The sequence below is a fragment of the Micromonospora sp. NPDC002717 genome, from assembly GCF_040295705.1.
Taxonomy (GTDB): domain Bacteria; phylum Actinomycetota; class Actinomycetes; order Mycobacteriales; family Micromonosporaceae; genus Micromonospora.
On sequence record NZ_JBEOVW010000058.1, the window covers coordinates 1 to 15553 of the forward strand.

Below are 15553 nucleotides of genomic sequence, written 5' to 3' on the forward strand. Positions count from 1 at the left end.
TCTTCGGTTGTCCTCACAAACCATCGATGATCAACGCGGTGGCCGTCTTCATGCCTGCGCCACGCCCAACGCCGAAGCCAAGTGACGTTGGAGTATTAGGGGCAGACCACCAAGGACCAACGGCTGTGGATGGCGTCCGAGGCTGCGCAGCTTTGGCGGCGTGCTCGGCCCACCGGCGGTCAGCCGGTCAGCCAGATCGAGGCCCGTTTGATGTGCGCGAGCTGTGCGGCGAAGGCGACCGGTGCCACCGCCACACCGAGCGTGATCGCCAGCGCGGGGGGTCCGCCCAGCACCCCGGTCAGCAGGGCGGCGCCCAGGCCGATCAGCAATGCGTTGACCGCGCCCACCATCGCTGCCGTGGTCAGCAGCAGTTGCCAGCGAGCCGGCCTGCTGCCCACCGCCGCCGAGATTGCCTGCATGTCGCCCCCGCTGGTGACCGCGTCGGCGAAGAAGTCGTGCTCACCAGCGAGCCGGCGGTGGTAGTAGGCGCGGATGCGCTGGATGCGCTTGAGGTCCAGCGAGTTCTCCACCATGTTCTGAACTAGCCGGCCGAAGGTGAGCAGACCAGTGATCACCAGGGTCGGCAGCACCGCGCCGAGGTACGGCTTGATCAGGTGACCGCTGCTGGAGACGAAGCCGAGCCCGATCAGCGAGGCGGAGAGCAGTGACAGGAACACGGTCGCCCGCCCAACGGACTCGGTGATCGTGGCGCTGCGGGAGGTCTGGAGCACGAAATGCTCCGTGGTTAGGGCGGTGAGCAGCCCTTGCTCGCGCGCGTCCTCGTCCATGCCGCACCTCCGGTGCTGGTGGCCTGCCGCGAACTACTATCAGCTGGCAGCAGCAGCGCCAACGATCGGTATGCGGCCGCACGGCGGGCCTCCACCGCTGCTTGTGGTTTGTTGTCATCTGCGTGCATGACCTGCCGGCATTGGGGTCCGGGTTTCGGCTGCGGTCTTGATGAGCTGTGCCGTTTCGTCGGGGTGAGAAACCATCGGGACGTGGCTGGCAGGGACTTCGATGGTGGTCGCGCCCATGCGGCCGGCGAACATGCGCTGCGCGTCCGGCGGGATCGCCTGGTCCTGGGTGGCGACGAGATACCAGGACGGTAGGGATTTCCAGGCCGGTACGGCCATCGTTTCCGTGAAGGTTGAGCTGGCAATTGGCTGCTGTACGGCGTGCATCACCTTGGCCTGGACCGGGTCGACGTCGGCCGCGAAGTGCTGGACGAAGTCGTCCTGCGGCTGCCACATGAAGCCTTGCTTGTCGGTGAACAGGTGCGCCAGCGCCGGCGGTGTGGGGCCCTGCGACAGCAGAGCGTTGAGGGATTCCCCTCGGTCCAGCCCAAAAGCAGCGATGTACACCAGCCCGGCCACGTTCGGCGCGTCGGCGCCGAGGGCGGTCATGATCTGGCCGCCGTAGGAGTGCCCGACCACGATCGTCGGGCCGTCCTGCAAAGTCAGGACTTGGCGTAGCCGGGCGACATCATCGGCCGTCGAGGTCAAGGGGAACTGCGGGGCCGTCACCTGGTAGCCATCGGCCTGTAGGCGCTCGATAACGCCGCTCCAGCAGGAGCCGTCGGCCCATGCACCGTGGACGAGGACGATGTTCGGTCGGCCATTCATGGCGGATTCCTTCCCTACTGGGTTGAGTGGTCGCTTCTGCCCATGCTGGCCTGCGGGCGACGGCGGATATCCGCACGTTGACTGTGCCTGCCGCCCTGACCAGGTGCAGTCAAGTTGCGAGTACCAAATCGGCCTAGGCGTAAACGCGCTCGGTCCGGCCAGTCGAAGGAGCAAGGTTGGCGCCCGAACGGCCATCGGATCGGGAAAGATGCCGGCGTGGGCCCGAGTGGTGCCCAGCACGCTGTCGGAGGAGTCCGGATGACCGAGTTGTTCCCGCCGATCCCGCTGTCCGCCTGGGCGGACTCGAAGGAAACCGTCCACCGGTTCGAGCAGATCGTCGGCAAGATCCGGCTGGACCAGGCACCGCCGCGCAACCACTGGTGGCACGTGCCGTTCCATCTGACCGGCCGCGGCATCACGTCCCGGCCCATGGGCCGGGACGTAATGTTCGCCATCGACTTCGACTTCGTCGACCACCGACTGGTCATCAACACCTTGGCCGGCCAGACGGTCACCTTCCCCCTGCCCGGCCTGTCCGTCGCGGCGTTCCACGAACGACTGTTTGCCGCGCTCTCGCACCTCGGCATCCAGGTACACATCGAGGCCGAACCCTACGATCTGACCGACAGCATCCCGTTCGCCGAGGACACCACGCACGCCGCGTACGACCCGTACTGGGTCAACCGGTACTGGCAGGTCCTCAGCCAGGTGGCGCTGGTGCTGGAGGAGTACGCCGCCCGGTGCAACGCCAAGACCAGCCCGGTGCACCACTTCTGGCACACCTTCGACATCGCGGTCACCCGATTCTCCGGCCGGCAGGCGCCGCAGCCGGACACCGCCGACCCGGTGACCCGGGAGGCGTACTCGCACGAGGTGATCAGCGCCGGCTTCTGGTTCGGCGACAAAAACATTCCCGAACCGGCCTTCTACTCCTACACCGCACCCGAGCCCGACGGTCTCACCAAGGAACCGCTGCGACCCGCGCAGGCACGCTGGGTCGAAAACCGGGGTGCGCACCTCGCGCTGCTGACGTACGACGAGGCCCGCGCCGCCGCCGACCCGTGCGCGACGGTCCTCACCTTCCTGGAAAGCGCCTACCAAGCCGGCGCCCACCGCGCCGGCTGGGACACGAACAAGCTGCGCACCCAGTACGCACCCTGACCGCCAGCACCAACGTGACCGGTGGGAGCGACTCAACCTGGATCGCAGCGGGTGGTAGCCGAATTGTGCGGGGTTGGCGTGACGGGCGGCGACTCTGTACGTCGCCCAGGCTCACGCCGGCCTCGAGCATGGTGGTGACGAAGTTCGCGCCGCAGGCTTCGAAGATCCGCAGCCCGAGATCCCGCCACCGGCTCAGCGCGCCTTGGTCGAACGCGCCGGATCGTTCGTCGTCGAGGCCATCGGGCGGGCCACGCTGTCTATGTCTCACAGCCCGCCGCGGTCGCCGACCTCATCCGTCAGGCCGCCGCCTGCTGGCGGCGGCCGCAGATCTGGTCGGGACGGCAGCGCTTGGGCTGAAATTGGACGGTGCGGGGCACGCGGTGTGAGCATCGTCTCGTGACACAGCACGCCCTCGTGGGACGAGACGCCGAACTACGTAACCTGCTCGCCCTGGTGGACGGCCTGAAGGAGGGCGGCGGGGCGCTCGTGTTGAGCGGCACGGCAGGCGTCGGCAAGTCGGCGCTGCTCGGGGCCGCCACGGCCGAGGCCGCGGCCAGGGGCGCCCGGGTGCTGACCGTGACCGGCGTGCTCGCCGAAGGCCGGGTCCCCTACGAGGGTCTGCGCAGGCTGCTCGCGGGGACCGGGCCCGGCGACTTCGACAGCGGGCCGCTACGCACCGCCATGACCGTGCTGCACCGGCTGTCCGCACTCGCCAGCGACACCCCCGTCGTGCTCGCCATCGAGGACGCGCACTGGCTGGACGAGCCGAGCTGGGAAGCGCTCGCGTTTGTCGGCCGCCGACTGAACGCGGACGCGATCGTGCTGCTGGCGGCCCTGCGCGACGACGCCGACTCCCAGGCCAAGCTCGCCGCCTCGGGACTGCCCGCGCTGACGGTGCCGCCGCTGACCGAGCAAGCCGCCGCAGAGCTGCTGGCGAGAGTCGCGCCCGACCTCGGCACCGCGTTACGCGCCCGTGTCCTGGCGGAGGCGGCGGGCAACCCGCTCGCGCTGATGGAGTTCGCCGCCCTGGCCTCTCGGCCGGACCAGGAGGTGCTCGCCTCGAGCAGGCTGCCGTTGACCGAGCGGCTGGAACGCGCGTTCGCCCAGGCGCTCGCCGCGCTGCCCGCCGACACCCGGGCCCTGGCGCTGGTCGCCGCCATCAACGAGAACGACGCGATTGAGGAGAACACCAGGGCCGCGTCCCTGCTGGCGGGCACGCCGATCGAGGCGGCCGCGCTGACCCCCGCGGCCCGGGCGGGGCTGGTCATGACCGACAGCGTGCGCGTCCGGTTCCGGCATCCGCTGATCAGGTCGGCGATCGTTCAAGCAGCCGGGGCCGACGAGGTGTGCAACGCGCATGCCGCGCTCGCCACTGCCCTGCTCGATGACGATGACCGCAAGATTTGGCATCGGGCGGCCGCTGCAACGTCCCACGACGACGACGTCGCGGCCGGGCTGGCCGCCGCCGCCCTGCGCGCCTCCCGCCGCGGTGCGGCGGGACTCGCGCTGGAGGCGCTGGAACGTGCCGCGTACCTCAGCGCCGACCCCGCCCGCCGGGGCGCGCGGCTCATCGACGCGGTCACGATGGCCTTCGAGCTCGGTGACCGCACAGCCCAGGAACGCCTCGTCGCCCGTGCGGAAGATGCCGACCTCACCCCACTCGACCGGTCCAGGCTCACCTACGTCCGCGACATCAGCCTGCACTTTGTGTGGACTGGCGTGGACCGGCAGTCCAACTATGCCGAGGTCATCGACGAGCTGCGGGAACGCGAGGGCTCGACGATCACCATGCGTTGGCTGCACATGAGCAGCATGCGCTGGTATTTTTCCAATCCCCCGCGGGACGCCCGAACCCCCGTGATCGCCGCGATCGAACGGCTCGCCGCGCCCGACGATCCGCAGGTCATCGCGTCGCTGGCGACGGTCGCCCCGGTCGAACGCGGCAGGCAGGTCCTGGCCCGGCTCGACGCGCTGAGCAAAGCGAGCTGGGTCAGCCCGCATGACCTACGCCTGCTGGGCACCGCGGCGAGCTCGGTCGGGGCGTTCCCGCTGAGCGCGCGGCTGCACGCCGAGGCCATCGCGGGGATGCGGGCGCGGGGCCCGTTCGGTGCGCTGGCGCAGGCGCTGGTCGGGCAGGCCACGGCGGCGGCGCGGCTGGCCGACACTCGGCTCGGAACCGTCGCCGCAGCCGAGGCCAGAGAAGTGGCCATGGAGACCCGCCAGCCGCAGTGGGCGCTCACCGCGGACGCCGCAGGCGCCGAAATCCAAGCCCTACGCGGGGACACCTCCACCGCCCGCGAACTTGCCAAGCAGGTCGAACGGGCTTTCCTGTCGGTGGGCGCGTACCCGATGCTGGCCCTGGTGCAGCTCGCACGCGGAGCCGCCGAGCTGGCCGACGGAACGTTCGGCGCGGCCTGGGACGCGCTGCGCCCCATTTTCGACCCGAGCGAGATCGGCTACCACCAGTACGTGCGGGTGTGGGCGCTGCCGCACCTGGCGGAGGCGGCGCTGCTCAGCGGGCGGCAGGCGGAGCTGTGCGCGGTCGCCGACGAACTCGCCCCGGTGATCGAGGAGAGCGGGTCGCCCGTCGGGCGCGTCGCGCTCGCGTACGTCAGGGCCGTCACCGCGCCTGACGAGAGCGCCGAGGATCTGTTCGCGCAGGCGCTGCGCAAGGACCTGGTGGGCTGGCCGTTCGAGCGGGCGCGGCTACGGCACGCCTGGGGCGCGTGGCTGCGCCGCCAACGCCGCGCGGCCGAGGCCAGGGCACCGCTGCGCGCGGCGGCCGAGGCATTCGACGCGCTCGGCGCGGTGCCGTGGTCGGAGCGCGCGCTGCGGGAGCTGCGCGCGAGTGGTGAGCGGATCCGCCGCAAGCACGACGCCCGCGACCGGCTCACGGCCCAGGAGCTCCAGATCGCGCAGCTCGTCGCGGGGGGCCTGACCAACCGCGAGATCGGCCAGCGGCTGTTCGTCTCTCCCCGCACGGTCAGCACGCACCTGTCGCACATCTTCCCCAAGCTCGGCATCACCACCCGCGGCGAGCTGAGCCGTCTCATGACCGCGCGGGAGGGCGATTACGTTATTTGACGTATGCGAGGGGAGCTGCCCGGTTCCTACCGTGGGACGCGTTCCCAATCCGTCTCCCTCGCAGAGGAGCGTCATGATCCGCAACATCGTGCTCGTCCACGGCGGCTTCGTCGACGGTTCGGGCTGGCAGGCCGTCTACGACCTGCTCGTCGCCGACGGCTTCCGCGTGTCGGTCGTGCAGAACCCGACCCTGTCCCTGGCCGGGGACGTCGCCGCCACCCAGCAGGTCGTCGACGGCCTGGACAGCCCGTGCGTCCTGGTCGGCCACTCCTACGGCGGTGTCGTCATCAGCGAGGCCGGCACACACCCCAACGTCGCGGCACTCGTATACATCGCCGCTTTCGCCCCGGACAAGGGCGAGTCGGTCAACACGCTCATCGCCGACCCACCGCCCGGCGCGCCCGTCCCGCCGATCCTGCCCCCGGTGAACGGGTTCCTCTTCCTCGACCGGGACAAGTTCGCCGATTCCTTCGCTGGGGACCTGCCCGCCGACCAGGCGGCGTTCATGGCCGACTCGCAGGTCCCGTGGGGCGTGGACGCCCTCGGTGGGGCGGTCACTGAACCCGCGTGGCGCGCCAAGCCATCCTGGTACCTGGTGGCGACCGAGGACCGGATGATCCCGCCGCCCGCCCAGCACGCCATGGCGCAGCGCGCCGGGGCGACCGTCGCGGAGACGCCGGGCAGCCATTCGGTCTACCTGTCGCAGCCCGCCGCAGTCGCCAACCTCATCCGTCAGGCCGCCGCCTGATGACGGCCGTCATCATCGCAGCAGAAAGAGCATCATCATGAACGGATTCGGACTCACCCTGCGCGGCGCCAGGGCCCTGCTGGCCACCGCCGCCATCGCGTTGTCTCTGGCGATGGTTGGCTCGGCCGGGGCGACAGCGGCGGTCGCCCCGGCCGCGGACCACACCTCGGCCAAGCCCAAGCCGACAGTAGTGCTCGTCCACGGCGGCTTCGCCGACGCGACCATCAGCTGGATCGACGTCACCGACCGACTCCAGAAGCGTGGTTACCCCGTGATCGCACCCGCCAATCCGCTGCGCAGCCTCCCCACCGACTCGGCGTACATCGCCAGCGTGCTGCGCAGCATCAACGGACCGATCATCCTCGTCGGCCACTCCTACGGCGGCGCCGTCATCACCAACGCCGCCGCTGACAACCCCAACGTCAAGGCGCTGGTCTACATCGCCGCGTTCGTCCCCGACACGGGCGAAGCGCTGGGCGAACTCATCGACACATACCCCGGCAGCGAGATCCAGGCCGCCCTCAACCCAATTCCCTACCCGAACTCGGACGGAACCACCGGCACCGACCTCTACCTGCAAGCCGACAAGCTCCGGCAGGTGTTCGCCGCGGACCTGCCCACCTCCACGACCAAAATCATGGCTGCCACGCAGCGGCCCTTCAGCGCAGCCTGCTTCACCGACCGCACTCAGGCCGCAGCCTGGCACACCATCCCCTCGTGGGGTCTCATCGCCACCCAGGACAAGGCGATTCCCCCCGCGTTGCAGCGCTTCGAGTACCAACGTGCCGGCTCTCGGACCGTGGAAGTCGCCGCATCCCACGTCGCGATGATCAGTCACCCGGACGCCGCCACGAACCTCATCATGAGCGCGGCCGCCACCACCAGCTAGTCTTCTCCCGCCGGAAGTTCGCCTCATAAGTGGGTGCAGGGTGGTGGGATGCCGAGGACCGGGCGTCCCACCCCGCCGCTGGTGTTGTCCGACGAGGAACACGCGACGCTGGTGCGCTGGTCACGGCGGGCGAGCGCAGGTCCTCGCGATGCGCGCGAAGATCATTCTGGCGTGCGCGGACGGTGCGTCGACGGGACAGGCCCATGGCGAGTATCGCCAGCAAACGCGACCCTGCCCGGCCCGCTAACTCCTTGACCACGGCTTTGACCTGCCTGTTCAGACGGGCCGTGCGGCGCTGGTATCGCTCCAACACCCCAGGAACCTGTTCCCGGAAGGTGTGGCGGCAGCCGCGCGTGGGGCACACCAGACGCCGCGCCCGCACGCGGACCACCACCCGGCGCCCGTCGACCGGAACGTCGGCCGCCGTCCGCCAGTGGTAGCCGTGGACCCATCCCGACGAGGCCCGCACCTCGGGCAGACCGCGGTGTCCTGCGGCGTCCGGGCCCGCACCACGATCCGCTCACCCTCGTCGACCACGTCCTCGATGATCAGCGGGGACAGCCCCGAGAACACCGCCTTTACAAGCTCATCGACATCCTCCACATAGGAGTCAACGACGCCTCGCCACCCTCCGTCACCACCGAATATGAGACAGGGCCGTTAACTCTTGGCACTCCCCGGCTTCGAGGACCAACTGCGCGACGACCCGCACCCGCTCATTGACCGCGGACGTGCGAGCGGCAGCTCGACGATGTTCACCACCGTCTCGCCGCTGTCGGCGTCCGGGCACGTCGCCTGCTCGGGGGCCACGTCCAGTAACGCCCGCACCGAGTCGGCGGTGCGGGCGGTCGCGAATGCCTCCAGCGCGCCGGAGGTGGCGAAGATGACGATCAGCAGTGACCCGTCGAACACCTGCCCGATGCCCACCGCGCCGAGCGCGGCCACGATCATCACCAGCAGCCGGAGGGCGCAGTTCTGGTTCATCGAGGCGCTGGTCTACCTCGTTCTGGTGTCCACCGCGCTGATCGCAGTGCCAGGCGTGGACCGGTGGTCAGGCGGTTTGCTGGTTTCCCCCAGACGTGGTTCGGCATCTGCAGGGGTGATTGGCATCCGCGCCACGCGGGCTGCTCTTCGCTGTTCATCGGTGTGAGTCCGCTTGGTTTGGCACGTACGGCTGTCGCGGCATGGCAGTGTGACCGGTTGACGGGCCGGCAAAGAGGCAGAGTGGGCTGGCGACAATGGCAGGCACGCCGCGAGGAGCAGTCATGGCCGCTGTTGAACACGTCCCCGTTCCTTCCGTGTCATCGGCGGTGAAGCGGGACCGGGACGAGGTGTTCGTTGAGTACACCAAGTCGATCTGCCCGGTGTGCAAGATCGTCGTCGACGGCCAGGTCAACATCCGCGACGACAAGGTGTACCTGCGTAAGCGCTGCCCGGAGCATGGCCTGTTCGAGGCGTTGGTGTACGGCGACGCGCAGATGTACCTCGACAGCGCCCGGTTCAACAAGCCCGGCACGATCCCGCTGACGTTCCAGACCGAGGTGGTCGACGGCTGCCCCTCGGACTGCGGCCTGTGTCCGGAGCATAAGCAGCACGCCTGTCTGGGCATCATCGAGGTCAACACCGGTTGCAACCTGGACTGCCCGATCTGCTTCGCCGACTCCGGCCACCAGCCCGACGGCTACTCGATCAGCCTGCAGCAGTGCGAGCGGATGCTCGATGTCTTCGTGGAAAGCGAAGGCGAGGCCGAGGTGGTGATGTTCTCCGGCGGCGAGCCCACGATCCACAAGCAGATCCTGGACTTCATCGACGCCGCCCAGGCCCGCCCGATCAAGGCGGTCAACCTCAACACCAACGGTATCCGCCTCGCCTCCGACCGGGGATTTGTGGCCGCGCTGAGGGAGCGCAACCGGCCCGGCCGGCCGGTCAACATCTATCTGCAGTTCGACGGGTTCGACGAGCGCACCCACCGGGAGATCCGCGGCCGGGACCTGCGCGCCATCAAGCAGAAGGCCCTGGACAACTGCGCCGACGTCGGGCTGACCGTCACCCTCGTCGCTGCGGTCGAACGCGGCCTCAACGAACACGAACTCGGCGCCATCATCAGTTACGGCTTGGCCCACCCGGCGGTGCGCAGTGTCTCGTTCCAGCCGGTCACCCACTCCGGCCGGCACGTCACCTTCGACCCGCTGACCCGGCTGACCAACTCCGACATCATCCGCCTCATCGCGCAGCAGTTGCCCGACTGGTTCCAGGCCAAGGACTTCTTCCCGGTGCCGTGCTGCTTCCCGACCTGCCGCTCGATCACCTACCTGCTCACCGAAGGCACCCCCGGCACGCCGGACTTCGCCGTGGTACCCATCCCGAGGCTGCTCAACGTCGAGGACTACCTCGACTACGTGTCCAACCGGGTCGTGCCGGACCACGCCATCCGGGAAGCGCTGGAAAAGCTGTGGTCGGCGTCGGCGTTCATGGGCACCGACACCACGCGCGACCGCCTCGCTCAGACCGCCGCGGCTCTGGACTGCGCCGACGCCTGCGGCATCAACCTGCCCGAGGCGGTCGCGAACCTCACCGACCGCGCCTTCATGATCGTCATCCAGGACTTCCAGGATCCGTACACCCTCAACGTCAAGCAGTTGATGAAGTGCTGCGTCGAGGAGATCACCCCGGACGGCAGGTTGATACCGTTCTGCGCCTACAACTCCGTCGGCTACCGCGAACAGGTCCGCGAACAGATGTCCGGCGTAACAGTGGCCGACGTCGTGCCCAACGCCCAGCCGCTGCAGCCGATCCTCATCGACTCGCCCTACGGTTCGAAGATCGCCGGGAGCGGGGCGGGGCATCGCCCGGACGGTGGACGCCGCATCGCGCCGGACAGCACCAACGTCGGCCGAGGGATCCGATGAGCGTCCCGATCCCGCCGCCGACGGCTGCCGAGGCCAAGGCATGCTGCGCCGCCACCTACGGCTCTGACGTGGTGGCCCTGCTGCTCGGCGACTCCTACCACCCTGGTGGCCTCGCCCTCACCCGCCGGCTCGCCGACCGGCTGGACCTGCGCGCCGGGGAGATCGTCCTCGATGTGGCCAGTGGCCGGGGGAGCACCGCTCTGATGCTGGCGACCGAGTACGCCGTCGACGTCACCGGCGTCGACCTGTCCGAGGCCAACGTCGCCCGCGCCACCGACGTGGCACAGGCCGGCGGCCTCGCCGACCGCATCCGGTTCCGGGTAGCCGACGCCGAGCGGCTACCCGTCGACGCGCAGTCGGTCGACGTGGTGGTGTGCGAGTGCGCCTTCTGCACCTTCCCTGACAAACCCACCGCCGCCGCCGAGTTCGCCCGGGTGCTGCGCCCCGGCGGCCGGCTCGGCATCACCGACGTCACCGTCAATGCCGAGCGGCTCCCGCCCGAGCTGGCCGGGCTGGGGGCGTGGGTCGCCTGTGTCGCCGACGCCCGCCCTCTCGACGGGTACGCGGCCCTGCTGAGCGGGGCGGGGCTGACAGTCACCCACACCGAACGCCGCGACGACGCGATGGTGGCCATGATCGATCAGATCGAGGCGCGTCTCACCCTCGTGCGGATGACCGCACGAGCACGGGCTGAGGCCCTCGGCGTGGACTTCGACCGCGCCCCGGCAGTGCTGCTGGCCGCCGCCCGCGCCGCCATCGCCGACCATGTCCTCGGCTACGCCCTGCTGACAGCCGTGAAACGGCAGTGACAGCCAACGGTGACCTCCCCGGCGCCGAACAGGAGATCGGAGGCGATCATGGCAGCACGGCCCGGCTGGACCATCGCGGCCATCACCGCGGCCGCAGGCGTGATCGGGTACCGGGCGCTGGTCTCCGGCCAGCTCACCCTCGAGCTGGGCATCGGCTGGCGCACACGCGCCCTCGGGCCGCAGGTGCTCGACATCGCCGCGCCCCGCGAGCTGGTCTTCGACGTGATCGCCCAGCCCTACCTCGGCCGGCCCACGAGGGCCCAACGGGAGAAGATCCAGGTGCTGGAACGCGGAGAGGGAATGGTCCTGGCCGCCCACCGCACGCCCGTCGGCCGTGGCCTGGTCACCCAGACGGTCGAGACGGTTACCCTCACCCGCCCCGACACCGTCGACTTCCGTCTCGTGCGCGGCCCTGTGCCGTACGTTCGGGAACGCTTCTCCCTCACCGACCACGGCGGCCACACCCGACTGGAGTACACCGGCGAGATGGGCACCGACGGCTGGGCGCTCGGCGCCGGGTGGGCGGCGGTGGTCGCGCGGCGATGGGAGGCGACGGTCGCCGACGCGCTGGCCACCGTGAAATCCGAGGCCGAACGCCGGCAGGAACACGGTCAGGGCTAGGGCCGTACGGGCTCGGCGGCCACACGTCAGCCGTCTGGCGCTAGTGCGGTGTCCACAAACCTTTGCCGGGTTCGTCGACCGTGAAATTGTCGTACCCGTGGGGTTGGCTTCGGTTCGTGCCTCGTCGTCGGGATCCCGCCGCGCCACCGGTGGTGTATCGCACCGCTCGTGTCGCGGTGCAGGTGACCCCGGGACAGCGGCGGCGGTGTTTCGGGCTGCTGCGCTCGGCCGGCGATGTGTGGGCGTGCGTGGTGGAGGTCAACGCGTGGCGGCGTCGCCGCCATGACTCACCACTGGCGGGCTACCAGGAGTTGTGCCGGGAGTTGTCGGCCTCGGGTCCGGGCACGTTCGCCGAGTTGGACTCGACTGGGGCGCGGTCGGTGTTGCGGCGGTTTTCCGATGCGTGGTTCGCGGCGGCGAAACGCCGTAAGGCCGGTGACGTGTCGGCACGGTTCCCGCGTCGGCGGCGGGGGTTGGTGCCGGTGCGCTGGCACGTTCACCCTTGACGGCCACCGGGTGCGTATCCCCACCGCACGAGGCACCACGCCGGTGTGGGTGCGTCTGGCGAGGGAGATTCCGTATCCGGTGGAGCAGGTTCGCTCGATCACCCTGCTGTGCGAGGGTGGCCGGCTGTTCCTCGACGTCACCGCCGAGCTTCCGGTAGCGGTGTACCCACTGGGTGAGGGGCCGGATCCCGGCCGGGTGGCGGGCGTGGACGTGGGAATCATCCACCCCTACGCCGTCGCCGGCCCCGGCGGGGAGGGGCTGTTGGTGTCGGGGCGGGCGATCCGCGCCGAGCATCGCATGCACCTGGCCGACACCAAAGCCCGCCAACGTGCCGTCGCCCGCCGGGCGCCGAAACCCGGCCAGCGAGGGTCACGCCGGTGGCGCCAGTACCGGGCCCGCGCCCGCCAGGTGGAGGGCCGTCATCGGCGGCGGGTGCGGCAGGCCCAACACGAAGCCGCCCGCACCGTCGTCGACTGGGCCGTCGGCCAGCGGGTGGGGGTGTTGCACGTCGGCGACCCCCGCGGCGTCCTCGACCTGCCGGCGGGGCGGCGGCACAACCTGCGGCTACGGCAGTGGCAGATCGGGCGACTCCTACAGATCCTGACCGACAAGGCCACCCTCGCCGGCATCACCCTCCGGCTCGTCGACGAACGCGGCACCTCGTCAACCTGCCCGGCCTGCCGGCGACGCGTGCCGAAGCCGTGGGGCCGGACCATGACGTGCCCGCACTGCGCATTTTCGGGCCACCGTGACCTGGTCGCGGCGGCCAGCATCGCCACCCGCACCCCGGGCGGCGGACACACCACCCCCACAGCCGTTCCTGTGCTGCCTGGGGTGGTCACGCACCGTCGAGCCGGCCGGCACCTCCCCGGAGCCGGCCGGTCCCGGCGTGACCCCCGCCGCCCACCCGGGCGACGTGAGGGTCAAGACGGCCCGCGGTGGCCCGCCCCACCACCCAGTGGGGAGTCGCTCGCCTCTACAGCGAGGATCCACAACAATCCATCGGAGAGCCGGTGAACGTTAGTGGACACCGCACTAGACATCGGGGCTGCGCTGCTGCGGCGGCGGCTCAGCCGCCCGTGCTTGGCGCCCGGATCGCACGACGTGCCTCGGTCAGGGGCAGCGGCGTTGCCGCGACGTTCGCAGCGGCGAGGCTCGTCGTTGCCCAGGCCGTGCCCGACAAACACGTCGTGGACCACTTCCAGCCCGCGCTCAACTGCCCCACCAGCACCAGCAGCCCCAGCGTCCGGCAGCACCGCCGGTGGCGTGCTGGTGACTCCCGCGCCTATCAGGGCGTATCCTGCGGGCATGGCCAACAGGAGCCCCGACAGCGGCGCCCGCAGCGAGGAGGTCCTCGCCGCCGCCGGCATCGTCGTCTCCGACGAGGGGAAGGCTCGCGCGCGCCGCCGCCTGGACGAGGCCCGGGAGCGGTGGACGGCGGAACTCGACGCCCAGGCTCGCGAGCAGCTTGGCCTGCCGGCCCGCGCCGCGTGACCGAACCGGCCGTCCGGGTCGTCCTCGACGCCTCCGCGATCATCGCCTTCACCCGAGGGTCGATCGACGTCGGTGAGGTGATCGCCGAGGTCGCCGACGAAGAGAACTGCGTGTTCGGGCTGCCGGTACTGTGCGTGGCCGAAGCCGCCCGGGTGGCCGTCGACACGGACCGCCTGCAGCTGCTCGTCAACCACCCGATCGCCGAGATCCTCTCGCCACCGTCGGACAGCTGGGAGGCCCTGGCGGTCACCCTTGACACGGTCGGCAGGGTCGACGCCGCCACTGCCGTGCTCGCCGCGATCGACCTGGGCTGCAGCGTGCTGACCGGCCAGCCCGGCCTGTATGGCGGCATCGCCGGCGGCGGCCCGGTCATCCCAATCTGACCCAGGTACTACACGGCGTGGATCGGCCACCGCGACGGCGAGCCAGACCCGATGTGCACCGGTCAACGCGGCCGGCTCACCATCTCCGGCATCACGCAAGTTCCCCCGATCCGCATCTGGTGGCTCCTGTCGTCGCGCCTTGACCTTCCCCTGACCGAAGGGTTTGAGTCCGATACGGGTAGAGCCGTGCCGGCCAGTCGGTGACGGTTGATGCCACCGGGGGCCGTTTTCCAGGAGGCCTGTGATGACGGCAGCAGATCGCGCAGCAGAGGGCCGGGTTGAGCTTCGTTCGGTGCCGGACTGTCCGAACCTCGCGCCGGCTCGGCATGAGCTGCGCGCGGCGCTGGCCGACGTCGGTCTGCCCCTCGCGGTGGTCACCGAGGTCGTGGGGGGACTACGCGTCGCCGTCGATCCTGGTCAACGGCGTGGACGTGATGGGCGGCACCGGCGACGGTGCGGCAGCCTGTCGCTTGGATCTCCCCACCGGCGAGCGCATCCGCGCTGCCCTGCGCCAGGCGATCGGCGCCGGACCCGCCACCCCAGTGGCGGAGCAGAGCCGGGTGGATTGCCGCGCGCAGCCGGACAATGCGATCCGGACAGATCGGCCCCGCCGCGACGGGCAGCTCCCCGACAGCCTCCGGCAGGTGCATCGAGCGATCCTGCGTCACTTCGCCGCCACCGGGGCTGCCCCCATTGACGCCGACATCCGCGCTGGCATCGGCGCGGCGGACCTGGACACTGCGAAGGCGCTTCGGGAACTTGCCCGGGAAGATCTTGTCGCCGTCGACAACGCCGGGCGTCTGGTCGCGGCCTACCCGTTCTCGCCAACGCCAACGCCGCACCGGGTGTAATTCGGCGATGTCGATGTGTTCGCGATGTGCGCCATCGACGCGTTGGGCATGCCGTTCATGCTCGGCACCGACTCGGCAATCGCCTCCATCGATCCGCACACCGGCCAATCGGTCCGCGTGACCATCACCAACGGTGCCGCCACCTACCAGCCGGCGGAAGCGGTGATCGTGTACGCGGCCACCGGAGGCGCCGGCCGCTCCGTGGACACCTGCTGCTCCACCATTAACTTCTTCACGAGCGCCTCCAGCGCTCAGGCATGGATCAACGCCCACCCCAACCTGGCCGCCACTGTTCTCGACCAGGACCAGGCCGTCACCCTAGGCCGCGACATCTTCGAACCGCTGCTCGCCTGCTACACCGCCCTCGACCACCGCTTGATCTGACTGTGAGGGTGGCAGGGTCGGCTCAGCAGTGGTGAGCTGACAGCTGGTGGTGGCGGGCGTGACTCTTGCTCTGACTGGCGTTTGTGCCTTT

The 15553-nt window shown here is 70.1% G+C and carries 15 protein-coding genes and 1 pseudogene; 12 read left to right on the top strand and 4 right to left on the bottom strand.

The genetic code is table 11. The annotated features are described in order from the left end of the window. Positions 1 to 179 precede the first annotated feature (179 nt). Complete coding sequence (locus ABT006_RS33985) at positions 180 to 788, bottom strand: hypothetical protein (RefSeq protein WP_350712575.1); 609 nt, start codon at positions 786 to 788, stop codon at positions 180 to 182. Between the two features lie 114 nt (positions 789 to 902). Next, positions 903 to 1622 (bottom strand): alpha/beta fold hydrolase, encoded by a 720-nt coding sequence (locus tag ABT006_RS33990; protein WP_350712576.1) that lies wholly within the window; start codon positions 1620 to 1622, stop codon positions 903 to 905. A 258-nt stretch (positions 1623 to 1880) separates the two neighbouring features. On the opposite strand from ABT006_RS33990, the gene ABT006_RS33995 reads away from it, so the two are divergent. The 4 genes from ABT006_RS33995 (at position 1881) to ABT006_RS34010 (ending at position 7504) form a co-directional block, all read left to right on the top strand. Continuing rightward, positions 1881 to 2783: a DUF5996 family protein gene (locus ABT006_RS33995; RefSeq protein WP_350712577.1), complete on the top strand. Its 903-nt coding sequence runs from the start codon at positions 1881 to 1883 to the stop codon at positions 2781 to 2783. Positions 2784 to 3179: 396 nt separating this feature from the next. Next, positions 3180 to 5867 carry a helix-turn-helix transcriptional regulator gene (locus tag ABT006_RS34000; RefSeq protein ID WP_350712578.1) on the top strand — a complete coding sequence of 896 codons (2688 nt, stop codon included), beginning with the start codon at positions 3180 to 3182 and terminating at the stop codon, positions 5865 to 5867. Positions 5868 to 5940: 73 nt separating this feature from the next. Beyond that, the gene (locus ABT006_RS34005) at positions 5941 to 6615 is read left to right on the top strand and encodes an alpha/beta fold hydrolase (RefSeq protein ID WP_350712579.1); all 675 of its coding nucleotides are present in this window, start codon (positions 5941 to 5943) and stop codon (positions 6613 to 6615) included. Positions 6616 to 6652: 37 nt separating this feature from the next. Next, positions 6653 to 7504 carry an alpha/beta fold hydrolase gene (locus ABT006_RS34010; RefSeq protein WP_350712580.1) on the top strand — a complete coding sequence of 284 codons (852 nt, stop codon included), beginning with the start codon at positions 6653 to 6655 and terminating at the stop codon, positions 7502 to 7504. Between the two features lie 175 nt (positions 7505 to 7679). Here the strand turns inward: ABT006_RS34010 and ABT006_RS34015 are convergent. Together ABT006_RS34015 and ABT006_RS34020 are read right to left on the bottom strand one after the other, a co-directional pair. Continuing rightward, positions 7680 to 8107: pseudogene (locus ABT006_RS34015) on the bottom strand (transposase family protein); the annotation flags it as partial. Between the two features lie 57 nt (positions 8108 to 8164). Then, positions 8165 to 8488, bottom strand: a complete 324-nt coding sequence (locus tag ABT006_RS34020; RefSeq protein WP_350712581.1) for a hypothetical protein — start codon at positions 8486 to 8488, stop codon at positions 8165 to 8167. Between the two features lie 326 nt (positions 8489 to 8814). Here ABT006_RS34020 and ABT006_RS34025 point away from each other — a divergent pair, with 326 nt between their 5' ends. From ABT006_RS34025 to ABT006_RS34060, 8 genes are all read left to right on the top strand, one after another. Beyond that, positions 8815 to 10413 (top strand): radical SAM protein, encoded by a 1599-nt coding sequence (locus tag ABT006_RS34025; RefSeq protein ID WP_350712589.1) that lies wholly within the window; start codon positions 8815 to 8817, stop codon positions 10411 to 10413. Beyond that, positions 10410 to 11222 carry an SAM-dependent methyltransferase gene (locus tag ABT006_RS34030; RefSeq protein ID WP_350712582.1) on the top strand — a complete coding sequence of 271 codons (813 nt, stop codon included), beginning with the start codon at positions 10410 to 10412 and terminating at the stop codon, positions 11220 to 11222. Before ABT006_RS34025 ends, ABT006_RS34030 begins: the two co-directional genes overlap by 4 nt. A 48-nt stretch (positions 11223 to 11270) precedes the next feature. Then, on the top strand, positions 11271 to 11843 hold the full coding sequence (locus ABT006_RS34035; protein WP_350712583.1) for an SRPBCC family protein: 573 nt from the start codon (positions 11271 to 11273) through the stop codon (positions 11841 to 11843). A 399-nt stretch (positions 11844 to 12242) separates the two neighbouring features. Then, entirely contained in the window at positions 12243 to 13367 is a 1125-nt protein-coding gene (locus ABT006_RS34040; RefSeq protein WP_350712584.1) for an RNA-guided endonuclease InsQ/TnpB family protein, read from the top strand. A gap of 291 nt (positions 13368 to 13658) precedes the next feature. Beyond that, positions 13659 to 13844 (top strand): hypothetical protein, encoded by a 186-nt coding sequence (locus tag ABT006_RS34045; RefSeq protein ID WP_350712585.1) that lies wholly within the window; start codon positions 13659 to 13661, stop codon positions 13842 to 13844. Between the two features lie 77 nt (positions 13845 to 13921). Continuing rightward, on the top strand, positions 13922 to 14227 hold the full coding sequence (locus tag ABT006_RS34050; RefSeq protein WP_350712586.1) for a hypothetical protein: 306 nt from the start codon (positions 13922 to 13924) through the stop codon (positions 14225 to 14227). Positions 14228 to 14652: 425 nt separating this feature from the next. Next, positions 14653 to 15078 (top strand): hypothetical protein, encoded by a 426-nt coding sequence (locus tag ABT006_RS34055; protein WP_350712587.1) that lies wholly within the window; start codon positions 14653 to 14655, stop codon positions 15076 to 15078. 24 nt (positions 15079 to 15102) lie between these two features. Continuing rightward, on the top strand, positions 15103 to 15462 hold the full coding sequence (locus ABT006_RS34060; protein ID WP_350712588.1) for an alkylmercury lyase family protein: 360 nt from the start codon (positions 15103 to 15105) through the stop codon (positions 15460 to 15462). Positions 15463 to 15553: the final 91 nt, after the last annotated feature.

What these genes read in the sequence shown, in the direction of transcription:
- ABT006_RS33995 (WP_350712577.1), top strand. Translation starts at nt 1,881, where the DNA reads ATGACCGAGTTGTTCCCGCCGATCCCGCTGTCCGCCTGGGCGGACTCG.
- ABT006_RS34040 (WP_350712584.1), top strand. Translation starts at nt 12,243, where the DNA reads ATGCGTGGTTCGCGGCGGCGAAACGCCGTAAGGCCGGTGACGTGTCGG.
- ABT006_RS34060 (WP_350712588.1), top strand. Translation starts at nt 15,103, where the DNA reads ATGTGCGCCATCGACGCGTTGGGCATGCCGTTCATGCTCGGCACCGAC.
- ABT006_RS33985 (WP_350712575.1), bottom strand. Translation starts at nt 788, where the DNA reads ATGGACGAGGACGCGCGCGAGCAAGGGCTGCTCACCGCCCTAACCACG.
- ABT006_RS34005 (WP_350712579.1), top strand. Translation starts at nt 5,941, where the DNA reads ATGATCCGCAACATCGTGCTCGTCCACGGCGGCTTCGTCGACGGTTCG.
- ABT006_RS34035 (WP_350712583.1), top strand. Translation starts at nt 11,271, where the DNA reads ATGGCAGCACGGCCCGGCTGGACCATCGCGGCCATCACCGCGGCCGCA.
- ABT006_RS34045 (WP_350712585.1), top strand. Translation starts at nt 13,659, where the DNA reads ATGGCCAACAGGAGCCCCGACAGCGGCGCCCGCAGCGAGGAGGTCCTC.
- ABT006_RS34030 (WP_350712582.1), top strand. Translation starts at nt 10,410, where the DNA reads ATGAGCGTCCCGATCCCGCCGCCGACGGCTGCCGAGGCCAAGGCATGC.
- ABT006_RS34020 (WP_350712581.1), bottom strand. Translation starts at nt 8,488, where the DNA reads ATGAACCAGAACTGCGCCCTCCGGCTGCTGGTGATGATCGTGGCCGCG.
- ABT006_RS33990 (WP_350712576.1), bottom strand. Translation starts at nt 1,622, where the DNA reads ATGAATGGCCGACCGAACATCGTCCTCGTCCACGGTGCATGGGCCGAC.
- ABT006_RS34010 (WP_350712580.1), top strand. Translation starts at nt 6,653, where the DNA reads ATGAACGGATTCGGACTCACCCTGCGCGGCGCCAGGGCCCTGCTGGCC.